The organism is Spirosoma endbachense, from assembly GCF_010233585.1.
GTDB lineage: Bacteria > Bacteroidota > Bacteroidia > Cytophagales > Spirosomataceae > Spirosoma > Spirosoma endbachense.
In genome coordinates this window covers 7,550,654-7,574,507 of record NZ_CP045997.1, presented here as the reverse complement: position 1 = coordinate 7,574,507, position 23,854 = coordinate 7,550,654, and the positions used below count along the sequence as shown (strand labels likewise).

Below are 23,854 nucleotides of genomic sequence, written 5' to 3'. Positions count from 1 at the left end.
CGCAGGTGTGGCGATTATGCCGACGCGGATAAATCCCGAAGGAGTTCATTCTGTCGGCGTAATCGCTGGCACAACGCCCTGATGATGTTTTGCAGGACTTCGCCCCGCTCTTCCATCAGGTCATAGAAATCGTCGTGGTCGATCCGGAAAGTCAGGGTGTGCGAATGGGCTATGGCCGTTGCCGAACGAGGCTCAGCATCTAACAGCGCCAGTTCGCCGAAAAAGCCACCCTTCGTGAATTTTGCCAACTGTTCGGACCCATCAAAAATTCCGACTTCACCATCATAAATAATGAACAGACTGGTACCCGTCTCCCCTTTGGCAAAAATCTCCTGTCCCTCATGAAACGTTACCTCGTTCATGATCTGCGCTACGCTGCTTAGTACATTTTCGGGGGTGTCGGCAAAGAGCGCTGTTCGTTTAAGCGCAATTACGCGATCCACTGCCGAAATCTGGGCGGTTTGAGAATGTTTTATGCTCATATAGTCGTGTCCATTCAGCGAAGCAACCAGCTTTTTCTGGCTATCGGCTTCATTAGCGGCTAGTTGTTGAAGTGCACTGAGTGCACTTTCATGGATCAGTAAATTAGATGAGTTCAGATGCGGGTAGATGTAGGTCAGTACGCCTTCACTGGCCTTGATCTGATGTAGGGCCACACTGATCGTCCAATCAGAAAAATAGGCTTCACCCTGCCGTATAATATAAACCTCTATCGGTTCTGAATCGGGAACCGGTGCCAGTAGTTTAGCTAACAATCGTAGTTTTTCGTCAACGGGCAGATCGTCGACCAGCGTCTGCAAACTGCGGTAGACCGGTTGAGGAATCAGATTGTCAAGCATTTCGAGTGCATTGGCTTTGCGATCGCGGGTAGCGTTGGCAACACCCCGCTGAGCATCGGCAATTGGCTGCGGATCGTAAAGTTGCATCAGCAAACCAAAAACGCGTTGTTGCAGAAGCGTTAATTCATACTCAAGACACGTAGCCAGATAAACGTTCGGTTCACCGGCGAGGCTTCTAAATAAGCGTTGCGCCAATTGCCATTCCTCATCCAGAATTGCCTGAAATCTGGACGAATCATCCGTCAGTGGATCAAAATTTCGCAGGGCCTTTAGCGCAGCCGCCCGCCAGAACAAATTGGGCAATTCGGCCAATTCAGCCAATAGCTCCCGGCTTTCGGGCGCATCAATGTGGCCGCATACGCGGGCTATACGTTGAATCAGTAACCGGTTCGCCTGCGGCTGCACTGCCATCCGCAGATAGGGAACAACGGCATCTCCCCCACTGATCAGGCTCTCCATAGCCGCCCGCCAAAGCAGGGGCTTCGTCAGTAAGCCAATAACCGTAGGCGTCAATCGACTTCCAATCAAACTACCTGCTACCTGTATACCAGCCTGTTGCAGCGTTACGTCCTGACTAGTCAATGCCTCGTCGACCATGAGGTGTTGTTCACTTTGCGTAAAAAACGCATGGAGTGTCAGCACTGCTTTGCGGTGCGTTATATCATCGGATTTGAGCAGCTCTGATAGATGCTGACGAGCAGTCTGATCATCGGGTTTGGCTTTCAATCGGCCCTGAATGGCTCCTATTCTAATTGGCAGATCAGTTTGTTGCCAGAGGTCTGTCAGGCGCTGACTGCCTGCATCGGGATGTTGCGCCAGCCAGTGGGCAGCCGATTGGCGCAGAAGTGGTTCGGTATCTGTCGTCGCAACAGCGAATAACAAAGTAGGGTCCGTTTGAACCTGTAGCGAGCTTAGTGTCCTGACCCGTATCGAACCGTCGGGATGTTGCAGTAACGTTGCCGACTGCGCTACTAAAGTAGCCGGTTCATGGTGTTGTAGCCAGTCAATGGCATTCAGCACATCGGTAGAATCTGCACTTTGCAGATTGCTGATAATGGCTTTGCGAGCGGCTACGGGCATGAGCAGATCATCGCTACCCAGAAAACGACGCTCCAATGCATTTTTTAGGGTATCGAGATAGTGGCGATACGTCCGATTCAAAAAAAACAGAGCAAGCCCCATAAACAGCGCCATCCATACAAAAGGAATCCAGTACGGAAGCTGCGGAAAGTAATGCACGCTAAACAACAATACGCCAGCCAATGCCATTCCGAGCGGCTCGTAAAAGCCTTTAACCAACGTATGCCCTTTTAGCCGGGTATGTGGTGTAAGGGGTTGAAACAGAACCAGAAAAATCGGATCGAACACCGCCCGGCGAAGCACCTCCAGGAGCAAATACAAGCCACAAAAATAGACCAGCAGGCCCGTTTCGCTTACATTCGATTCCAGTAGAATGCCAAACAGCGCTATGCCAAATAAGGCGACAATGGGCAGCATCGCCAGCGACCAGCGAATGCCAATCCGCTCGAACGTTTTCCAGGACAGCACCAACTTAAACGCTAAGGCCGATAAGTATGTCAGGATAAGTACGAAGCCGATAAACTGCATCAGATCGACCTGGTGGTGAAATTTTTGTTTAACGTTGACAAAGAAAAAATACTCGACACTCGTTACCACGCAGGCAATCGCTGCCAGACTCAGGCACATTGAAAAGACAAGTTCGCTCCCGCCAAACAACTGGCTGATGAGTGGTGGCGTCGGGCGTCGATGGATTCGGGTTTGAACTGGTGATACATCAACGACATGCGACTTAATCGTGAGTCTGAGTACATACATAGCCGCGCCAAAGGCCACAAATGCGGTAAGCAGTAATAAAACCAGATCGGCATGGGCGTGTACCACAACCGACAACAGAGCGCCAAGTGCTTTGGCGGGCATGTCTCCCGAACTAATAATACTGAACAAACGCTTACCCTGGCGCACATCGAACACAACCGCCGAAACACCCCAGAACTCCAGATTGGTCAATAGATAAATCATCCGGTAACCAACCATAATTGCCACGGCCGATGCTACTGAATGGCCAAAAAGCACAAACAATCCCAGAATAAAAGTCAGGACAGAAACAGCCAGCAGCACCCGGAAAGCGAGTCGTTTTAATAACAGGTGATGCTCGAAGTACGTATAAATCCGGCCGACAGCCATCATGGCCAGAGCAGCGCTTACATATGCAATCGGCAAGCTGGTTTGAGGATGATTTTCGAGCAGAATCACATTGGCCGCCACATACACTAAGATGGTGCCAATGCCTAAAAAGAAATTATGCAGAAAAAAGAGCCAGACCGTTGCCGCTTCCGTTGAGCGAACACCAATGAACCGATACCAGACCTGAGCAGATGTCATTATGCGAAGAAACGAAAGTAGCTCAATGTTTACCATTCTGCCGTAAAATCAGCGAATGGACTGTAAAATAACACAAAGTTGCCGGTATCTGGTCAAAAGAATTGAACAACAGACGCGATTCCGTCCAATGTATTTGGCCGCCAAAGAGTTAGAAGTGCAACCGATTCGTTGGCCTATTACCTCAGGTCTTTCGCTGCCAGGCGTGCCACGGTTATCAGGAGCAGCATCAGCAACCGTGGCACGCCTGGCCTAAACCTGTAAAATCCGACGAATCAAGTTGGTTCCACTGACCAATCAGACAATGGGTCTACCCATTTATACACCAGATTTCTTACCCGGCTGTTGTAAACGGATGGACCTCCCGCAGTCAATGGTTTCACTCAAGCGTACTGCCTAAATAAAGGGTGCTAATGATGCCTTTAGTATTGGTTTTATAAAGGATCTAGTGGATTAAAGTGACCAACGCGTGTTAGCGATCCAAAAAGGGATCGTTTCTCGGTCTGACTGCCATTATTAAAGATTCGGAAGCTATCCCAGCTTACATAAGCGGTGTTGCTGTCAATTTCCAGATAGCCGGGTGTTTTAACCGTGTCGAGTTGAGGTAAATAGACCACCGAGAGGGTTACACTTGGCTGACTTTTGGGGTAAAATGTCCAGGTGAGCCGCATAGAAATGTCAGGCCGGAGTTTCGTTAATGAAGGATAAGGCTGCTTCGGCTGAAGACAGATCGTAATTATCCCAAACAGTATACAGCCAATCGCGATCAGAGGGACTGAGCGGATCAGAATAACCCAGTTGAGTCAATTCATCAATTACGTCGTCGAGCCACTGCTCAAAGGTTTGCGATTCGATGGGTTTACTATACTCGGACATAATGAATAGATAGGTAAACAGGCAAATTTATGGACCACAGCAATACAAAGGTATAATCTCCTGGTAATAAACAAATTAACGTTTTATATTCTCTATAGCTACCAAAGCTACCGATTTGCTTACTTTCATAACTGGCAATTTTATCGCTTGTGTTTAAGGTTCCGTATAGGTCTTCTTTTGGAGGTGATCCGTGCCACGGTTTAGAACCGTGGCACGGATCACCTCCAAAAGAAGACCTATACCTACCCATAGAGGCTCCTTTCCCCATCCAGCCAACTAACTTATTTAGGAGTAACTAACAATTTGTGGACTTATTGATCAAATTTAGATTTAACCGTTCATTTGCGACCTGAGTATTGTAAGCAAATCTGAGAAGTTGTTTGCTGTTCATCTCAAGCAGATGTCTGGCAATCAACGATACTCTTTGACAGCGATTTTAGTAGAATCCGATCAAAGCCCAAAGTCAGAAATGTCCTTTCAAACTCATTACTTCATCAACAACTAAAAACATCTAGGTAAGTTACCGGCAGCTACCCGTATATCTTTAGTGAGCTTGGGTAGCTGCAGCATCGGCCAAACAGATTGAAAATGGCTAAGTTGAAGTAGCCGGGAATGTGAGTGTAGCTACCTGTTCAGGTTAAATCGTTCCGGCGGATCTCGCTCTGGTGCCATCGGCCAATCGCTTCTCTTCTAAAACTCAGCAGACTATAACCCACTTCAGATAGCCCCGAAAATACTGGAATACAACCCGCGCCAACATGAAGTCCATTCCGACATGGTCGCTACAACTACTGGACAGGTATTTAAGCTTACGCGTTATGCGTCTGATATACAGACTGTATCAAGCAAATTTGTCGGTAATGGATACGTTTTCACCAGGAAAGAACTCGCAAAACATGTCCTCAAAATTACAATCAGCATGATGTACCGGAAGCAATAAAAAAGCCGTTGCCCCATTCATTATGTTCTTTTCGCATTCACTATACCCTTACTAATTTATTTTTCATGAAGCCGTTTCCTCTTTATCTGATTACCCTATTTATTTCATTCAGCACCCTGGTTCGCGCTCAGCAAAAAGGACAATGGACTTATTTGTTTGATGGCAAATCGGTTGAACCATTAAGAGGTTACAAGATGGGCTCGTTTCCGGCCGAATCCTGGAAAATTGAAGACGGAGCCCTGGTGGCTCAGACAGGTGTGCCTAACATAGATCTGGTGACGAAGCAACCCTACAAAAATTTTGAACTTACCCTCGACTGGAAAGTATCGGTAGCAGGTAATAGCGGTATATTTTATTACATGAATGAAGAAGCCGATAAGCAGGTTGGCAATGGCAATAGCTCAAATTGGCTGGATAATTTCGAAATGCAGATACTGGACGATATCAACTTTAACGATAAAGCCGCAATACGGTCGGCGGGGTCGCTTTATGACCTGATCGAACCTACTCACAAACAGTTGAAACCCGTAGGCGAATACAATCAGGCTCGATTAATTGTCAACAACAATCACGTAGAGCATTGGCTGAACGGCATCAAAGTAGTTGATTATCAGATTGGATCGCCCGAACTGATCGACTTGATCAGCAAGAGTAAATTCAAGAACAATCCCAAATTTGCCAAATCGACTAACGGTCTTATCATGATTCAGCACCACGGGCAAAAGGTCTGGCTGAAAAATATCAAAGTCAGATCGTTATAGGCGATAGTTCTGGAATTGATTGCGCTTAACACTTCAGCCTTTAATAGCTTCCGTTTCAGTATAACTCTACTGCCGAAGTAGGTAAATAACGCATCTCAACGCCTTTTCCAAGGGCTGGAAAATCCGCACATTCCGAAGATCTCACGCAGGCTTGGGGCAGGTTCATTGACTTTACGTTCAGAACAATACGTCTGGTATATTCTTGCTGTTCCCTGTACATAAAATCCTAAATCTCTTCTAATCAATCACTTAGATAAACGATCTTGATGAAAACCCTAAACCTGATTTTACTGACATGTATTGCCAGCTTATCACTACTAACCATCACTCCCCTTCTGGCACAAAAACAGAACCTTGGCCTGTTTGACGGTCATGGCGATATTGGCGACGTTCTGAAACCCGGATCGGCCGTCTATAATGCCCAGAACCATACCTATGAGCTTTCGGGCTCAGGCTACAATGTCTGGTTCGACCACGATGAGTTCCATTTTATGTGGAAACGCTTAAAGGGTGACTTTATCCTTTATACCAGAGCCTCGCTTCTGGGTAAGGGCGTAGACCCTCACCGTAAAGTCGGCTGGATGGTTCGGAGTAGCCTGGACGGGAAATCGGCCCACATCAATGCCGTTGAACATGGCGATGGCCTTACGTCGCTGCAATTCCGCCGGACCAGTGGAGCCAATACCGAAGAAGTGCGTTCTAAATTAACGGGCGCCGATGTGATTCAACTGGAACGGAAAGGGAATACCTATACAATGCGGGTAGCTAAGTTCGGCGAACCCTTTGTGACGGAACAGGTAAGCGACCTGAATCTTGGTGATGAAGTATATGTCGGGTTATTTATCGGGTCGCATAACAAAGATGTACTGGAGCGGGGCGTCTTCCGGGACGTACGCATTAGTGTTCCTGCCCACGATGGCCTGGTGCCCTACCGCGACTATCTGGCCAGTAATCTGGAGATTCTGGATGTAGCTACGGGTAATCGGCAGGTGATTTTCAATGCACCCAAATCGATTCAGGCCCCTAACTGGATGCCTGATGGAAAAACGTTACTCTACAACGGCGATGGTCAGATGTATACATTCGATCTAGCTAAACGGCAGCCTTTGCCATTAAATACGGGGGAGGTAAAAAATAACAACAATGATCACGTACTGTCTTTTGATGGCAAGATGCTTGGACTCAGTAGTGGCGTAAAAGAGTTGGGAGGTTCAATTATTTACACCGTTCCTGTAACGGGTGGTTCTCCCAAACAGATTACCCCAAAAGGTCCTTCGTATCTTCATGGCTGGTCGCCGGATAAAAAGAGTCTGGTCTTTACCGGGTCGCGAAACAACGAATATGATATTTACCGGGTACCGGCAGCCGGTGGTGATGAAGTTCGGCTAACTGACGCCAAAGGTCTCGATGATGGTCCGGAGTATACACCCGATGGCAAGTACATCTATTTCAACTCCAGCCGTACCGGCACCATGCAGATCTGGCGCATGAAAGCCGATGGCAGTCAGCAGGAAGCGATTACCAATGGGGAGTTTCACGATTGGTTTCCGCACATATCGCCCGATGGCAAATGGATTCTGTTCCTTTCTTTTTTGAAGGAGGAAGTAAAACCTGATGATCACCCGTTCTATAAGCACGTTTACCTGCGTATACTGCCCATTTCGGGCGAAGGCCAACCCAAAGTGATCGCCTATATCTACGGGGGTCAGGGAACGATCAACACACCTTCCTGGTCGCCCGATAGCAAACGGGTCGCTTTTATAAGTAACACCGCAGTGAGCAGCATTAGTCCGGTTGAAAAGTAGCCCTGAGCTTGCGTATACACGCAAAGGTTTAGATCAAACTGTCTCTAGATAAATCGTTCATAGAGCCTGAAAAAAGCCTGATCGCTTGATCAGGCTTTTTTCGTTCGCTTATCTTTCGTCTTAAGTGAACGTTACAATGGCGGCACTATCCGATTGGGTCCTAGTTCCACTCTGTCGCAAGGTAGCACTCATACCGTCGTCCATTATTGTCCATCAACCAGACTTATTCGATTTCATAGAGCGCAAAAACAGGCCACTGATCAACCTGGCGAAAATAACCCCGTTGCAGGGTAGACGCTTCGGCGAATGCGTCCATAAATACAAATCGATTCCCTTTGCTGTCGATCAAACCATAAACGGCAAGATATTCGGGCGCACCCAGCGGAAACGTGTCCAACGTAAATGCCCTGGAACGCTGATAAAATTGCTGGACCTGCTCCGTATATGAGCCGCAGTAAATTAGTTTAAGGGAGACGACCTGGCTGCCAGCTAGCCGCTGCTGGCAATACGCGAGTCGCTCGTCAAGAATCGCTTTGCCTAACAGGGAATCCATGTCAACTGGGGCCATCCGTCCTCTTTTATCCACCTTACGACCCAGCTGCGTTTCGATGCGCTCGGACAGCAAGAATGAGCAAACCAGCCAAAAGCTAATCCCGCCCATGCTCACTGAGATGATAAAGCTATGCGTAACAGTTTGGGCTATACCGGTTAAATAGGTGGATAGAATAGCAGCCAGTGTGATGGCCAGTCCCCTGGCTACCTGCATGGCAAAGACCTTCCCCAGTGAGGGGCCCTGTTGACCTTCCATTGAAAGGTTATCCGTAGAGCTATCACTCAGCAGCAATTCGCTCATAGTCAGTATATAGTTGGTTTACATAAAACTCCTTTGCGTTCATGACAAGATCTATCCAGTCGATGATTATTCCTTCAGTTCGGGAATAGTATCCGCTCTTCAATAGGCTGAAGTTACTCAATGAGCATCACGATTAGGCATTCTTATGAGATCAGCTTATATAACGGTATCTAATTTCACAAATGCCTTCCCTGAATTTATTAAGCGTTTTCATCGATGGCGGGTAATTTTCGGCGTAGCTACCCATACCATAAGGGCATTTCGCCCAGGGTTTGTATGATCGACAATCGCCACCTACCCGGAATCGATGCCGAACCTGCTCAAATTGGAGAGGTCTAACCAGGGGCAGACGACCAGACTGTATGGGTTTGTTCAGGGGAGAAAGCTTGTGTGATTTGCATTGAGCAGCAAGGCCTATTTTGTGTCGACTCATGGATACTGTAGTGTTTCTATAGGAATAAATAGGTTGATAGATTTTACACAATAATCGGGCCGCACTAATCAGGAATTAAAAATAAAAACGCCGTATCGCACTAGATACGGCGTTAGTTAACTACTATCCAAATAAAGTTGTTAATGCAGTAAAGTGAAGCAATAATAATGCCTTTAGTTAGTAGGCTAAGGCTAAACTTAACTGCCCTGACACCATTTTTTTATAGAGCTTAATGATTGGCTATTGTTTGGTCAACCCGTAATGGATTAGCTTACCTATTTAAACAATATGTAAGCTAACCGACTAAGGTTGGTATGCGGTTCAGTGTATCAAAAACCGGTAAAAGTTAGCAGGCCATTAAATACGCCTTTGTATTGCCTGAATGGCTAAACTATTCTGAGTTCGTTTTATGTCAACTGGTTTCGCAATGCGCAGGCAGTTGATGTTGTCCCGTAGCTCACCGCTTTGCTTTTCTGTCAAAGGTCGCTCAAAAGTTCCCAGTTTATAGTGCCGGATCGAATGCTGGGCCAGGAGATTCATTTGCTCCTCGGTTACCTCCAGTTGAGTAGTGGCCACCAACTCCGACGATCGCCATAGCACATGCTGATGCTGTGTCTGTACCCTAAGCGGTTGAACTGGCCACTCGAATTGTTGCCCATTCGTCAGTAAAACAACCACCTTTAGTTGCTCCGACGCTAGACTTCCGGGCGCAGTCAGGACTAAAAAATAGCGTTCTGGCCCACCCGTAATTACTTTACAGGCACTCACTGATTGATTCATTGGGGAACAGATCGTAATGTAGGATGAATTGGCATCCATTCTTTTGCGTAAAGATTTACATTGGCTATAGCTTATCTCAGAAACCAGGCAAACAAGTACTAGCACATACAGGTATTGTTTCATGGGTTTATTTAGTTTAGTTTATAATGATTCTCCTTTGCCTGTGGGCACAAAATGGCGTTTTGCAGTAGGGTAAATTATAAGACTTCTTCATAGGATTCGGCATTCAGATACGACCTTTCATTGATGTGATCACCGAAGGCTACGGCGCGCTTCTATAGGAATAAATAGATTACAATAATCGGGCCGTATTGGTGTGGAATATACTCAAAATAAAACCAGCAATGAAATACAAAGCAGCAACAATTATGCTGGTTCTGATCGCCACTTCACACTTTTGTTTTCCAAATACGGATACTTATCATACACATGACGAAATCAGGCATGCCAGCAATTGGTGTAGTTATCCCTTTGCCTCTTAGTCGCTGGCTAATGACATCTGCCCGACATGAATCAGGTGTTGGTCCTGTTTCAAAAGATTTTTGAAAACGTGAATTAGGCTTCCTGTTTTGCTGGTTAAAAAACAGACCATACTTATAGTAAGCATGGTCTGTTGGAATCACGTCTAAATCGTTAATTATAGCTGTAAACTTCAGAAGTGCCCTACTCGACCAGGTGCGTCTTAAAAAGTAAGGATATGGCCCAATCCAGATGAAATTCGTATTTAACAATCGCGAAGCAGTTTGGAGCTGGGAGCACCTTTAGAGCCCAGTTGCCTGCGGTACTAATGAAAAGGCAAGATTTGGGTTAACTATGTTTGTCTTGGGCAAGACAATAGTTGTGGGCTAACGACTACAATTAAATTAATTATTTCGGGCGTCAATGCCACAGAATAGCCGTTTGTTCAACTGGCAGTATAAAGCTAATGTCGTCTATCCATTAATATGGGTAGTTTGGCCATTGCCGTCAAATCAAACTGTTGCGATGCTTTCAATAGAATATGTTCCTGAATTTCATTTGCCTGTTCACGATCATGATCGAACAGCATATTCGAATCAGTACAGTTAGAGCATAGAAGTACCGTTTTGTAGCTGGTTTCATACTTGTCCAGCCCACTTTTACAGTGGGGGCAGTAGGCTTTAAGATGGCTAATCGTCCATACTTGCGTAGTTGAGTCCCATTTCCATTTCCACTTCCACACCCAATAATAAAAAGTATCCTGCGTATAGGTAATGGGTGACCCAAATTGTATAGGGAAGCGGAAACCTTTTACCTGATGTACCGAAACAGGGATTCTCAACAGGAGGTTTTGTAGCCACAATCGGAATCCATGACTAATTTTATAAGAAGCCATAAAAAGCAAGTTACAAGCAACGTATTATTGGGTAAATATACTTAATAAATTTAAATTTTTTTATTATTCAATATTGGTAACATAACATATTTACTAGAAGGTTGGCCTTTTATTACTAACATCTCTCCGGCGAACGATTCAGGCACTTAATATAGACTACTATGACCCAGCTGTTTATCGAGTCGTTCGATGCTATATACGATAAATAAAATAACGATAAAATTCGCTTTTCTAGGTCATCAAATAACTAAGTCAGAATGAAGGCGCAGGCTGCGCCTTCACTGATTCAGAAACGCTAGTGCTACGTCTTCAGACTGATTTGGGAATCTGTAAAGTGTTCTTTACCATGTTCGGCGCTGACACTCTAGTAGAATTGCTTTACTGGTTAGACGTAATGCTTGAGAAGGTCATCAAAACTAGATTGGGTGATTCCATCGAGCCCAGAAGCCTACGTGCTACGGCCAGGTTGTGAAATCACCAATAGTATTAGTTGCCCTTGCATATTGCCTTACATAAGTTTCCAAATCATTAAAAGTCTCGTATTTATTAACTGATGTTACGCCACCTTTTGGATGGCTGGTTTAATTTTGAGTATGCAGACAACCCTCGACCTCTATACTGACTACTTACTTAGTAGTTTTGGCCAGACTACCGCGACTGGCTTGTCACGGCTGACCGATGGAGCCGTAGGCCCATACAATCACCGTCGTCCTCATCAAGGGTTAGACAACCAAATTCCCTTTGAGGTATATCGGCGGGATTACCCGCTTCATGCTGCCAGTCGGGGAATAATCTAATCACTCAATACACGTAGTCACTAAGAACGAAGCAAAAGTAGCGTCTTGATTTCGGCATGACAGGGTGTAAAGTAGACATTCTTCCGGGTTGATTTGGACAACTATTTGCCGTAGTTTTGACCAAAAAAACGGGTCATGAAACACGTCACCATACTTGTCCCTAAAGGCAACGCCAACCTCAGCAGCATAACCGGTTCGCATGAAATTCTGACCAGCGCGAACGCATACTGGCGAAAGCAAGGCCACAAGCCTATGCTTGAGATTACCCTGGCCAGCACCGTGTCTGAACTGAAGCTGGATGCCGGATTTGTTACGGTGCATCCGATCCATATCCAGGAGATAACCAAAACGGACCTGCTGATTATTCCATCGGCGCCCTACTCGGCGCAATTGATCCGGGAGAACGAAGCGATGATCGGCTGGATCAGGGAACAGTATCTGGGCGGGGCCGAAATTGCGAGTATGTGCACGGGTGCTTTTTTGCTGGCGGCTACCGGCCTGATGGACGGCAGACTGTGTTCGACGCACTGGAGCGCGGAAGCCAGTTTCCGGCAGATGTTCCCCAAAATCAACCTGCAGGCCGATAAACTCATTACGGCCGAGAAAGGAATCTATACGAATGGGGGAGCTTACTCTTTTTTGAACCTGATCCTGTTTTTAGTCGAAAAATATTTTGATCGACAGACCGCTATCTACTGTTCAAAAATATTTCAGATTGATATGGAGCGCAGCTCGCAATCGCCTTTCTTTATTTTCCAGACTCAGAAACATCATGGCGATGCCATGATCGAGCAGGCGCAGACGTACATCGAAGAAAATCTAAGCGGAAGGATCTCCTTTGAGGAATTAGCGGCTGAACTGGCCATCAGCCGACGCAATTTTGACCGGCGTTTTATCAAAGCCACGGGCAATACACCCGTCGAATATTTACAGCGGGTAAAAATCGAAGTCGCTAAAAAGTCGCTGGAGAAGGGTCGAAAATCAATTTTCGAAGTGATGGACGAAGTTGGCTATTCCGACGACAAAGCGTTCCGGGAGGTGTTCAGAAAGATAACCAGCTTATCACCTTTGGAATATAGAGCAAAATACAATCGGGAAGCTACGTCTGTATAGCGATGGTTGGCAGAAACGGTTTAAGAGAGATTTTTTGATGGAAACTGTCCCATCAGTTCAACGATTGCTCCTATCTGGGGATCTCACTTTATTGCATTCTCAGAAAACCCTCCTTCTTGAGACGAAGGAGCCATCATGGATCTACATCTCAACTGGGGCAATTAAATCGCATCAATTATACTTCAAGTAGGGCCATTACCAGAGTCCAATACAGTAGTAACAAATGTCGCAAGCGACTCCTTATGGTGTCGTTTCCACACGCACAGCGTGTTGGTTAATCTGACTATTTTGATTCTATGGTTGCAACCATAATACAAGTCTAAACCCGTTCTATAAATAACGTTTGAGCCGTTGTAGTTCTAAACATATATAACGATAAACCCAGTTATAGCACTAGCATTAGGCGGATGCCTGATTATAAGCGCAATAAACCATAATAGGTTAATAAATAAACAAAATTCGCAGTCGATAATTAACTAGTCGCACCTATGTACAGTTCAATAATTGCCGTTTGCTGGCTCACATTTATTCTCGTTTGGCTGGTCATGGGTGGGCTGGCTAAAAAAAGTATAAGGGCTAAAGGACAGCACCATACTTCGACTATCTATATGCTTATCGCTATTACAATGGTCGTTTTAGTATTGCACACGAAAGGGCTCGAGTTTCTCATTACCTATCAGCTGTTTCCGTCCACGCCCTTGATAGAATCCATTGGGGTTTTTATGTGTGCCGCTGGCATTGCCTTTGCGATCTGGGCACGAATTCATTTAGGCAAGAACTGGGGCATGCCCATGGCTTTAAAAGAGAAACCAGACCTGGTAACCGGTGGCCCCTATCAGTTTGTTCGTCATCCTATTTACACAGGTCTCTGGGCGGCTATGCTAGGCACCAACATTAACGGAGGTTTCATGGGGCTTGTTTGGCTCCTTTTTTCCGCCACTTTTTTTGTTTATAGCGCAAAACGGGAAGAAAAAATGATGCTGCGTCAATTTCCGGATGACTATCCTGCCTATATGAAATGTTCGAAAATGCTTATCCCATTTATTTTCTGAGACTTTCGTTTAGCTGACCGGTCGAGACTATGCCTCTTCAGTCACGGCGGCCAGCTTTGGTAGTTGCAACCTTCTATCTAAACAACAGCTTATGGACATGACCATTCAACAGATTGCAGAAGCTTTTTCCCGGCATGACTTTGCGAGTACCTATCCGTATTTATCGAATACAATTCAGTGGAATCTAATCGGCAGCCAGGTGCTAATTGGAACGCAAGACATCATTGCTGCGTGTGAACAATCAGCGGCTTATCTGAAAACGGTCACCACTACGTTCGATATGTTTTTAGTACTTTCTACGCAGAACGACATCGTGATCGACAGTTTATCTACTTACGCAGATAGCGAACAGCGGCGTTCAAAGGCGGCCTCTTGCGATTGGTATCGTTTCAAGAAGGGGATACTGGCCGAAATAACGTCCTACACGATTGAAGTCAATGACTAGGAAGCTCAATTTCTGTACAACAAAATCGGGGATGTTTTCCAGTAACGGCTTTTATTCGTTGGGAATGAGATAGATGGGATTTACCCTAACACTCAATTACTGTCAAAAACAGATTGCGATTATAGATTTATATTCTCAGTAAACGCTCCTACCTGAGACAAAGGAACTTTCATTTTTATGCTTCAGGAAATGGGCGTATAATGAGATAGTGGCCAAGCGAAAATCTAGTGAAGAAAAGTGGCTGGTGAAGTCGTGGTTAGCACAAATCTGGAGTGCGGATTTTAATTGTCTAGTAGGGTTTTAGAACTAACTGAAGGATAGTGTGTGACCACTGATGACCATACATTTGCCCGCCAGTGTAGCACTGTTTTTTATTTCTCTATGGCTGAACATGAAGAGACTTAGTAGATGTATTATTGGCTGATCGCTAGTATCTTAGCGTTTAGCCAATCCAGCGCCAGATCCAATTTATATGAGGCTCAGTTACTTTCTGATTAGTCTATTGGGCCTAGGCTTGATGCCCACCTATAGTTTGGGACAACGCCACACTTCATCCATTCCAGACTCGCTCGTCAATTACCTGCAAACCGCCAAACAGGATACCACCTATGTTCGGGCAGCTAATCAATACGCCTGGTGGCTGATTAACCCACTGGGCGAGACTAATAGAGCAGATTCGCTGTTGAAACGTACCGAGGTGTTAGCTAAACGACTGAATGATCCAATGGGATTACAGCGGGTATATTACCATCAAGCCTGGATTTGGCTGCGGCAACCGTTTAAAGAGCAAAAAAAAGCATTACCCTATTTGAGAAAAGCTTACCAAATTATCCAACAGGCGCATCTTCCTCCAAGTGAACGACAGCGGGTGCTATCAAGTATAGGTCAGTTATACCACATTGATAATCAATTCGAATTAGCACTAAAGTATTTTCTAACCGCTATTCAACTCACTGAACGATATAAACTGAGAGAGTATGTAACTCGTGCTTACATCGGAGCGGGCGAAGTGATGGAGGTAACTAAGCGGTATGCTGCGGCAGAACACTACTATCGGAAAGCGTATACAATAGCGTATATGGATCAGGACAAAGCGATGATTGCCTGGGGAGAAAGTTATCTAGCCTACTTGCTTGAGCATCAGGGTAAGTATCGTGAGGCCTTACCGCACCTCCAGAAAGCACTAATGTTTGGTACCGTATATTCGACAAAAGCGGGGAGAATACACAGTATGCTTGATATTAGCCACTGTTATTTGAAAGTTGACCCAGTCAAGGCCTATAATTTTTTAAAAAAAACAGAGCAATATGCGAATGAAATACAGGCTGACCCCGATATAAAACTAACGATCAGTTGGGTATGGGTTGAATACTATACCCTCAAACGACAATACGTTTCCGTAGTAGTTCATCTTAAAAAGCTAATCCGGTACGCGAAAGAAGAAAATAACGTCCGGGATGAACGGGATGCGGTCAGAGAAATGGCTACTGTATATGCCAAGATGCACCAATTTGATAAAGCTTATCACTATCACGTTCAATTCAGTCAATTGACTGATTCTTTAGTCTCCAATCAAACAGTTCGTAAAATTCAGGAAATTGCGGAGAAGCATGAAATTGAAAAACGGGAAGCGCAAATTAAGCTGCTGAATCAGCAACATCAAAGTGATCAATTTCAACGGAATACTTTTTTAATTGGAGGTATTTTAGTACTCATTCTAGGCCTATTATTAGGGGCATGGTTACTAAACCGCTCCCGACTGCATCAGCTACAGGAAGCCCACATGCTCCGTCAGCAAATCGCCCACGACCTGCATGATGAGGTGGGCAGTACGTTATCCAGTATCTCGATGCTTAGCGGCCACACGGATACGTTACTCCGCCAGAATCAAGCCGAACAAGCTCAGAAAACCGTCCAGAAAGTCTATGCTGACGCCCGTCAGATTCTCGAATCCATCGATGAAATTATCTGGACGGTCAGCCCTGGCAATGACTCCCTGCACCGTATTGCCATGCGTTTGCAGGAATATGCTCAACCCCTAATGGAATCGAAAGGGATTGATTTTCAATGCAAAATTTCGACCTCTCTGGACCAGTTTACGGTCTCTATGGAGGTACGTCGCAACTTGTATCTGATTGGTAAAGAGGCTATCAATAATCTGATTAAATACTCCCAGGCTACGAAGGCGTCCTTAGTGTTAGAGTATGGACAGGATCGTCTCATGGTTCTACTTGATGACAATGGAAAAGGATTTGATCAAACCCAACTAAGCCATCGGACAGGGCAGGCCAGCATGCAACAGCGGGCCAATGCCATCGGGGGCAAGTTGCAAGTGCGTTCGGTACTTGGTCAAGGGACTCACATTCAATTGGTTGTGAATACGTAATGGGGTCAAAAAGAGATTAGACCAATTGTCTAATCCAGTCTTCGCTTATGTGCACGTTACGATCCCACGTGACAGATAGATTATTCAAACTAATCCAGTAACTGATATTTACTCATTATCGGAAAAACGCTCCCCAAAGTGAGACGAATAAGAATTACTTATTGATAAATAGGGCGTTTTGTAAGAATGGATGGTTCTATGGAAAGGGAAGGGGGGCGCCATTGCGAACGGTACGCCGTCGTGGGCCGGGGGATAATTCACGGTCGGCCGATGCCATCAAATGACAGATTTGGCCTCCATACTATTTGCAAAGCCACTGACGAAATAATCCCTGAAAGGCGGGTAGACCGAACCCAAAGGTCGGTAGCAATAATAAAGAAATTAGGAATGAACTCAGCAGCGGATGTAAGTCTTTCAGATAGGGGCCAACCAGGGCCAGAATCAGGTTGATGGCCGGATAGGCAAACACCCAGGAAATGAGAAGCATTTTCCAGGTTCGGGGTTTGGGCGAAATGGGAAGCGGTTTCATGGCAATACAGAGTATTTTGTCGAAAATAAATAATGTTGAACGCGGTCAATCCTCAGAGTTGTTTCAACAGACTAAGCTGTAGCCCACTACCGTACAGATGCTCCCGATACGAAGAGCCGGGTCGTAGGGACGTGAGGGCATACTGGACCGTGGGGGTTAGGCGCAGGTGAATCGCCGGAGATACGGCGTATTGAAGGCCAGCACTGAGGACCGGGCTCAACAGGATGCGCGAAACGCCCACAAATTTGACACTGGTCGAGCGGCTCTCCGCGGTAGCGAATTGGATCAGCACAATGGTTTGCTGGGAAATAAAGAGTTTCACTAATAAACCACCACTGATAACACCTTGCCAGCGGCCCCACCCAACGGTGTAGGACGCTCGCAATGGGATACTCAGGAAGTTGTATCGACTGCGGGTGATGCTGGAGCGGGGAAAAGCAGGGTTAACCTCCGTCCAAGAAAGGCTCACCGGCTGGGTTTGATACAGTTGAGACGAAAGCCCCAGCCCGGACTCCACCCCCAGTCGGGGCGTCAACGGAACCTGGATCAACAGGCCTGCATCGTAGCCCCATCCCGGGCGTTCAGCCGCGTTTCGATTGGCCACTAACTGGTTTTCAGTAGGTTCCGCCGTTCCAGCCCGCACGTGTCGATTCGTCAGGGTCGGCGAAAAACATAGCCCAAGAGTCACCCGACGAGAAAAGGATGGGGTCACTGACTGACCCAGCATTCCAAGGGGCAGCAGCAAGCAGAGAACAAAAAAGTTTGGTTTCATGGCTAATTACGGTAAGCTGTTGATATACACTTTCAGAAGGGCGAGCCCTGGCTCATCGACCACCGTCGTGCCTAGGCGGGGCATACTGCCTTTTTCCACTTTATGCACCACATCCTCTTTGTGTTTGGCGATCGTGGTTTGGTCATAGGGCAATTCGTAGCCAAAATAAAGTTTGGTATCGGCCGCAGCCCCCCTGGTATTATGGCAATGGGCACAGTTGACATCCAGATAGGCACGGCCCCGCTCGGAGAGCGGTACCCGGTTATCGGCATAGGCGGGCAGGGCCAGTACACTGGCGGCTACCAGCGGACTCATCAGGCCGACTTGTTGCAGGTAGTCGAGTTGGTTGAGGGGTTGCCCCGCCCGAACGACCGGGCGGTTTAAATTGCGTACTTTGGGGCCAATAGGTTGGGTGATACCGCCTGATTGGTGGCAGGTGGTACACTCCCGGTTGCTGGGTACGTGGTAGGCAATGACCTGGGGCTGGCCGTCGGCCGCAATCCAGTTGACGGTTTTGGACAGCCCACTGGTGACCAGCGAAGCCTCCTGCTGAGCTTCGTCCCAGAGGTAAGTCGCTACGTTCCAGCCAGCCTCGGCTTTCACCAGCAGCCGGGTTTCCAGGATAGTTTTTCCCCGGCTGGTATCCCGGTTGTCTTTGTAATAAAAGAACGTTTTGACGAGGATCGTACCGGTTGGAAAAACGGGTAGGCCCTCCCCCTGGGCCGTCAGCCGGGTGCCAGTGGGCAGTTTAATCAGGCGTTGTTTTTCGGCGTAGTCCGAAAACAGGGTTGAGGCCAGTTCGTAGAGCTGATACCCATTCGCCGGGACTAAGTGAGCGGGCGTTCCCTGGAAAATACCATACTGCGAGAGGTGCGGCAGAAACGATTGGCTATTCCCAACGGCGATTAATCCGTCGCTCTGACAGGCCATCAGCAGACTGGTCAGGAGACCGATCGTGAGTCGGTTGATGCAAGTTGAATAAGTCATAAGCACAAAGCGGTTATCGTCCCCGGATCAGCTGGCCCGGGGAAAAGCAATACGGGAGAAAATAAGGCGATTAAAGCAGTTGTAAGCGGGCGATGATCTCGCGACTGTTGGTCGAGGTTTCGAGTTTTGAGGCTTTTACATCCCCCAGGGTCAGCAGGTAACTGCCGTTGAGCCGTTTGCGAAGTTGCCGAATCAGGCTGCGGTTGACCAGACTGGCCCGGCTGATGCGTACAAATTGGTCGGGTAGTCGCTCGGCCAATTCCGTCAGGGTATACTCCACCACGTGCTGTTTGCCATCCACCGTATGCAGCAGTACGTATTTACCCGCCGTTTGAAAAAACGCGATTTCATCCAGCACCACCAGCTCCAGACTATCGCCATTCTTGACCGTCATGGCCCGCATGGGCGGAGGCAGCGTGTGGGACACCAGTAGGCTCCGGAGCGTGTCGAGGGTCAAGGGCGTGGGCGACTGGCTTTGCTGGATTTTCTGTACCGTTTTGGCCAGCCGGGCCGCATCAATGGGCTTGAGTAAATAATCCAGTGATTTTTCCTCAAAAGCCCGCAGGGCATACTGGTCATACGCCGTGGTAAACACCACGTAGGGCGGATCGGTCAGGCGGGCCAGCATGTCAAAGCCCGTTAGCTGGGGCATCTGGATGTCCAGAAAAATGACCGCTGGCCGCAACGACTCGATGAGCGCCATCCCTTCCCAGCCGTTGGTAGCCTCCCCGCTGATCGTCAGGATAGACCTATACTCGGTCAGCAATCGCCGGAGTCGTTCCAGGGCCAGGGGTTCGTCATCGATCAGCACTGTGGATAAAGGAGCCATCTTACAGGGGGATCCGAATGAGGACTTGTTTGGTGGGGGCGTTTTGCAGGCTCAGACTGGCCTGCCCCTCGTAAAGGAGCTGGAGCGTTTCTTTGATGCTGGTCAGCCCGTAGCCAATAATGGCCTGCTGGGGAAACGGTTCCCCATTATCCCCCACTGTAATGTGCAGCCAATGGTCTACCTGGTGCAGGCCCACCCGAATGAACCCATCCGCCAGTCGGTCATTAAGCCCATGTTTAACCGCATTTTCCACCAGGGGCTGGAGCAAAAAGCGGGGGATCTTCACTTTGTTTACCGCCGGATCTACCTCCAGGTGGTAACGAAGGCGAGAGCCAAACCGGACCTGCTCAATCCGTAAATACCCTCGAACGAAATTCATCTCGTCCGCCACGGGCGCCAGGATCTGCGCTGAGGCATTGGTGGTGGCCTGAAACAGCCTGGCTAATTCGACGACCATCTCGTCGGCCTTGGCGGGCTGGGTGTAGACCAGACTGCTGATGCTGTTGAGGGTATTGTAGAGAAAATGTGGGTTAATCCGGGCTTGTAAGGCCGTCAGCTCCGCCTGCGTTTTTAGCTGGTTCAACCTGGCCAGCTCGTAGGATTGGTGGCGAATGGTTCGGCTAAAGGAATGCGCCCGTTGCCAGAGAAAAAAATACAAACAGACCGCAATGGCGGGTGCAAACAGGTAGATCACGTTGCGCTGAAAATTCGCCGGGCCGGGATGTTGCAGGAACTGATCCAGCACGTAGATCCACACCAGCCGCTGGAGGGCTAGGGTCAGCAAGCCAGTCAGGCCAAACAACACGGTATATTTTAGCCATGGGGTAGCGAGTCGTTTTTCAAACCGAACAAACTGGGTCAATATCCCGTAGGCCAGGGCCACGCTAAGCAGGCTGCTGAGAATACGGATCTGATCGCCATCGGCATAGACCAGTGGGGTTGTCACCAGCGTCTGGGTCATAAACAGGACAGCGGTCATGCCGTAGACGGTCAATAGCAGAAAGACCAGCGAAAAGAGCATGCCCCGGGCTGGATCGGCAAACATATCCAGTAACCCAAACGGTTCGCCCGTTGCCGGTTGACCAGTCGCCAGCCTTGGCCATGACTTCTCCATCCGTCCGTGAATTTTTAATCGAAAATCGGGTTGCGGCCCCCAAGGGACCGCCGATCTAAAGTACAACATAATACGAGACGATCCATGCATGAAGGGGTTGGCCGGATCTAGATGGCCAACGAGCCCGGGCGATTTATCGGGTCAGGATGTACTGCCCCGTTTTGAGGAAGGGAAGCCAGTCCACCGACTCTACGGTGAGTCGGTTACCAGCCAGTTGGACGTGCGTCAATTCGGCCGGGGTATCCAGGCCAAGCCGGATGCGCCGGGTGGTCGGATCATACTGCCAGTGGCCCGGTTTGGGTCCACTGGGGGTGCTGAGCCAGAGGTGCCCGCCCGCTTCGAGCTGAATCGTCAGCTCGGCCAGTTCGGGCAAGGCAGATACCTGGGGTTGGCTTCGGTCAAAAAAGAGGTGGTCGTGAGCTGGACCAAACCGGACCTGTTGAAGCTGCCAGCGACCCAGTAGCGAGCGGACGTCAGGTTGGGGTGGGATCTCCACTAGGCTAGCGATGAGCAAGCGACTCATCAGCAGAAACGAAAGCAGGACATTCATCATAAACGAGTTGATTCGTAAGCTGGATTAATAATTTAGTTCGGGGCGGGCACTTGCGATTGCCCCGTTAAACAGTGCTTTCGGGGAAGAGTAGCCGTTTGACGGGGGGTAGCGCCTGGGCCAGTCTCAGGAGGGTGCGAAAGGTGCCCCGTTTCCAGGGGCCATCAGATGCGGCATGTTGGGCGTTGCTGAAGGAGAGGCCAACGGCTTGGTTGGCATAGGCTCGCATTTGCCGCTCGTACTCGCCCACCGCTTTGACCAGGGTGCGCTGTTCCGCCTGAACCTCCCCTAAGCATTGGCACAGTGTCTGCGCATCCAGCAGCGCCGTGTTGGCACCAGCCCCCGCCATAGGCGTCATGTTGTGAATCGCATCGCCGAGCAGGGTGACGGGGCTGGGGGGCCAGGGATCCAGGTGGGGCATGCTCTTGAAGGGAATGGGCCGCAGGGTGGCTAGATCCCCCTCGCTGACGATCACACGAAGGTCGGCATGCCAGTCGGTGGTCCGGGCGAGCACCAGATCCCGAAGCTGTTCGGGCTCGAATTGCTCGATGTTGGTCGGATAGGAATGCCGCTGGGCGACGTAGGCCCACACCAGGTACTTCTGGGTTGAGTGAAAGCCGGGTTTATCGGGTTCCGTCGTCGGAGTATGCCAGGCAGCCACAAACATCCACTGCCTGGCGGGAGCTACAATGTTATTGATGGATCCGTCTATCAGGGTAGCGGGCAGCGCAGCTTCCCGCTCCGGGGTCAGCATGTAGCGCCCGGCAATATTCAATACACCGGTGTCGACGCGCTCAAGTGAAGGCAGGTACTGCTTTCGGACGCGGGAGTTGCTGGCATCGGCGCCCACCAGCAGGTCGCCGGTTGCCTGACTGCCATCCGCGAAAAAGGCCCTCACCTGGCCATCGGGCAGTTGCTCATAGTGGGTAAAGGGTTTATTCCAGTGAACCACGCCCTTTTTGGTCGAGCTGGTTTGGGAAAGCCCCTGAAGGAGGAGCTTCCGAAACTCGATGCGATCAACATCCCGGCGTTCTACCTGAGCCAGGGGTTTGCCCGTCAGTTGTGCGTCATCCCGCTCTGCCAGCAGGTGCAGGTGTTCATCGCTAAATCGCAGGGTAGCCCCTGCATGGCCCGCGAGGGCATCGAGTTGGGCAAAGGTAGTCTCCGGCAGGCAGGCCCGCAGTGCCTTCATACCCAGGGGGGTCAGGTGAATCCCATAACCAGCCAGGGTTTCGCTGGTTTCGGCGTTACGTTCATACACGCTGACATCAATACCCGTTTTCACTAAGCCCTGGGCCAGGCATAGTCCGCCAATGCCTCCGCCAATAATTAGTACGTGCATTCGTTTAATCGGTTTGCTTATGCCGACAAAAGTAGAAGCAGGTTTCTAGCCCGGAAAGCTCGATCCGCTGAGCGCGCCGGAAGCCGGAATGAGTGGGTGGATACACCGGATGAATGAGCCTTTGTCTTTTCCAGTCTTGAGTCTTCTTGACGAATCGTACGGCTTTTTGACCCCTTAAGCTCGTTTAATCTTCTTTTGACAGTTCATTCGATTCGATGAGTCAACTGACGGAGATGGCACGGTAGGTCGTCGCGGGACTGTGAATTATCGCTCTTTCCGCAGAACTATCAATTCTTACAAAAACGCTCGATTTCTGTTATACGGACTCCCTTGAGTCAAGTGTCCACAACGGTAAATGCGCCCACCTTCTGATAGTTGTAGCCAATCCCAGCTTCCTACTTAAAAGCTGTATGAAGGACTCTTGTTTCGCAATAGAGTTAATGCGTGAATGGGCTACTATTCAGGAGGTTTTGAGCGTTAATGACCCCGCTCTAATTACGAGTAAATCCCCGTCAGCCTTGATGGGCTGGTTTGATGTTGGCTTATCCAATAAGCTGACTCGATTGAAACCATGAAGTGTCTGCTTTACGCAACTGTTCAAATAATATATCCCCTCTCTATAGACGCTGTGCAGCTGGAAATGGCCAGGAGTTAGAAAAGCAAATAAGTGTCAAACTTGAGGCTTATTTCACTCAATAAAAGCGGTTTAGTGTATGCCGGTAGGGGTTGAATTTTAGCCTATGTTAACATAATGTAAGTTATACAACAAATCGTATGCTACTGATTTCTGTGTACATTAAATCGGTAAGCTTATGTATATTAGCGTATTACAACGAAATAAGAAAAGTAGAAAGTCGCTGCATTTTAAGCGAATGGTTACCGAAGTCTATCGAGCCG

At 48.2% G+C, this 23,854-nt stretch carries 20 protein-coding genes; 7 read left to right on the top strand and 13 right to left on the bottom strand.

Going from position 1 to position 23,854, the window contains the following annotated elements; translation table 11 throughout:
- Positions 1 to 14: 14 nt before the first annotated feature.
- The 3 genes from GJR95_RS30800 to GJR95_RS30790 form a co-directional block, all read right to left on the bottom strand.
- The gene (locus tag GJR95_RS30800) at positions 15 to 3,242 is read right to left on the bottom strand and encodes a cyclic nucleotide-binding domain-containing protein (protein WP_232540911.1); all 3,228 of its coding nucleotides are present in this window, start codon (positions 3,240 to 3,242) and stop codon (positions 15 to 17) included.
- Between the two features lie 431 nt (positions 3,243 to 3,673).
- Positions 3,674 to 3,910: a hypothetical protein gene (locus GJR95_RS30795; RefSeq protein ID WP_162389513.1), complete on the bottom strand. Its 237-nt coding sequence runs from the start codon at positions 3,908 to 3,910 to the stop codon at positions 3,674 to 3,676.
- Between the two features lie 7 nt (positions 3,911 to 3,917).
- The gene (locus tag GJR95_RS30790; protein WP_162389512.1) at positions 3,918 to 4,115 is read right to left on the bottom strand and encodes a hypothetical protein; all 198 of its coding nucleotides are present in this window, start codon (positions 4,113 to 4,115) and stop codon (positions 3,918 to 3,920) included.
- Between the two features lie 1,005 nt (positions 4,116 to 5,120).
- On the opposite strand from GJR95_RS30790, the gene GJR95_RS30785 reads away from it, so the two are divergent.
- The gene (locus GJR95_RS30785) at positions 5,121 to 5,816 is read left to right on the top strand and encodes a 3-keto-disaccharide hydrolase (RefSeq protein WP_162389511.1); all 696 of its coding nucleotides are present in this window, start codon (positions 5,121 to 5,123) and stop codon (positions 5,814 to 5,816) included.
- A gap of 266 nt (positions 5,817 to 6,082) precedes the next feature.
- Positions 6,083 to 7,621: a TolB family protein gene (locus tag GJR95_RS30780; protein WP_162389510.1), complete on the top strand. Its 1,539-nt coding sequence runs from the start codon at positions 6,083 to 6,085 to the stop codon at positions 7,619 to 7,621.
- Between the two features lie 223 nt (positions 7,622 to 7,844).
- Here GJR95_RS30780 and GJR95_RS30775 read toward each other — a convergent pair whose 3' ends face one another.
- The 3 genes from GJR95_RS30775 to GJR95_RS30765 form a co-directional block, all read right to left on the bottom strand.
- Positions 7,845 to 8,474 (bottom strand): hypothetical protein, encoded by a 630-nt coding sequence (locus GJR95_RS30775; RefSeq protein WP_162389509.1) that lies wholly within the window; start codon positions 8,472 to 8,474, stop codon positions 7,845 to 7,847.
- 790 nt (positions 8,475 to 9,264) lie between these two features.
- Positions 9,265 to 9,687: a hypothetical protein gene (locus GJR95_RS30770; protein WP_162389508.1), complete on the bottom strand. Its 423-nt coding sequence runs from the start codon at positions 9,685 to 9,687 to the stop codon at positions 9,265 to 9,267.
- 922 nt (positions 9,688 to 10,609) lie between these two features.
- Positions 10,610 to 11,041 carry a hypothetical protein gene (locus GJR95_RS30765; protein WP_162389507.1) on the bottom strand — a complete coding sequence of 144 codons (432 nt, stop codon included), beginning with the start codon at positions 11,039 to 11,041 and terminating at the stop codon, positions 10,610 to 10,612.
- Between the two features lie 593 nt (positions 11,042 to 11,634).
- Here GJR95_RS30765 and GJR95_RS30760 point away from each other — a divergent pair.
- The 5 genes from GJR95_RS30760 (at position 11,635) to GJR95_RS30740 (ending at position 16,834) form a co-directional block, all read left to right on the top strand.
- A complete protein-coding gene (locus GJR95_RS30760; RefSeq protein ID WP_162389506.1) occupies positions 11,635 to 11,838 on the top strand; it encodes a hypothetical protein in 204 nt (67 codons plus the stop codon).
- 135 nt (positions 11,839 to 11,973) lie between these two features.
- The gene (locus tag GJR95_RS30755; protein ID WP_162389505.1) at positions 11,974 to 12,951 is read left to right on the top strand and encodes a GlxA family transcriptional regulator; all 978 of its coding nucleotides are present in this window, start codon (positions 11,974 to 11,976) and stop codon (positions 12,949 to 12,951) included.
- A 488-nt stretch (positions 12,952 to 13,439) separates the two neighbouring features.
- Positions 13,440 to 14,003: a methyltransferase family protein gene (locus tag GJR95_RS30750; protein ID WP_162389504.1), complete on the top strand. Its 564-nt coding sequence runs from the start codon at positions 13,440 to 13,442 to the stop codon at positions 14,001 to 14,003.
- 91 nt (positions 14,004 to 14,094) lie between these two features.
- Entirely contained in the window at positions 14,095 to 14,448 is a 354-nt protein-coding gene (locus tag GJR95_RS30745; protein ID WP_162389503.1) for a nuclear transport factor 2 family protein, read from the top strand.
- 472 nt (positions 14,449 to 14,920) lie between these two features.
- Positions 14,921 to 16,834, top strand: coding sequence for an ATP-binding protein (locus tag GJR95_RS30740; protein WP_162389502.1), 1,914 nt, complete (start codon positions 14,921 to 14,923; stop codon positions 16,832 to 16,834).
- A 301-nt stretch (positions 16,835 to 17,135) separates the two neighbouring features.
- Here GJR95_RS30740 and GJR95_RS30735 read toward each other — a convergent pair whose 3' ends face one another.
- The 7 genes from GJR95_RS30735 to GJR95_RS30705 all read right to left on the bottom strand — a co-directional run bounded on the left by GJR95_RS30735 (position 17,136) and on the right by GJR95_RS30705 (position 22,957).
- On the bottom strand, positions 17,136 to 17,363 hold the full coding sequence (locus GJR95_RS30735) for a hypothetical protein (RefSeq protein ID WP_162389501.1): 228 nt from the start codon (positions 17,361 to 17,363) through the stop codon (positions 17,136 to 17,138).
- Positions 17,364 to 17,415: 52 nt separating this feature from the next.
- Positions 17,416 to 18,135, bottom strand: coding sequence for a hypothetical protein (locus tag GJR95_RS30730; RefSeq protein WP_162389500.1), 720 nt, complete (start codon positions 18,133 to 18,135; stop codon positions 17,416 to 17,418).
- Between the two features lie 6 nt (positions 18,136 to 18,141).
- A complete protein-coding gene (locus tag GJR95_RS30725) occupies positions 18,142 to 19,122 on the bottom strand; it encodes a hypothetical protein (protein ID WP_162389499.1) in 981 nt (326 codons plus the stop codon).
- Between the two features lie 70 nt (positions 19,123 to 19,192).
- Positions 19,193 to 19,951: a LytR/AlgR family response regulator transcription factor gene (locus tag GJR95_RS30720; RefSeq protein WP_162389498.1), complete on the bottom strand. Its 759-nt coding sequence runs from the start codon at positions 19,949 to 19,951 to the stop codon at positions 19,193 to 19,195.
- 1 nt (position 19,952) lies between these two features.
- On the bottom strand, positions 19,953 to 21,065 hold the full coding sequence (locus tag GJR95_RS30715) for a sensor histidine kinase (protein ID WP_162389497.1): 1,113 nt from the start codon (positions 21,063 to 21,065) through the stop codon (positions 19,953 to 19,955).
- Between the two features lie 133 nt (positions 21,066 to 21,198).
- On the bottom strand, positions 21,199 to 21,618 hold the full coding sequence (locus tag GJR95_RS30710) for a hypothetical protein (protein WP_162389496.1): 420 nt from the start codon (positions 21,616 to 21,618) through the stop codon (positions 21,199 to 21,201).
- Positions 21,619 to 21,682: 64 nt separating this feature from the next.
- Entirely contained in the window at positions 21,683 to 22,957 is a 1,275-nt protein-coding gene (locus GJR95_RS30705) for an FAD-dependent oxidoreductase (RefSeq protein WP_162389495.1), read from the bottom strand.
- Positions 22,958 to 23,854 lie beyond the last annotated feature (897 nt).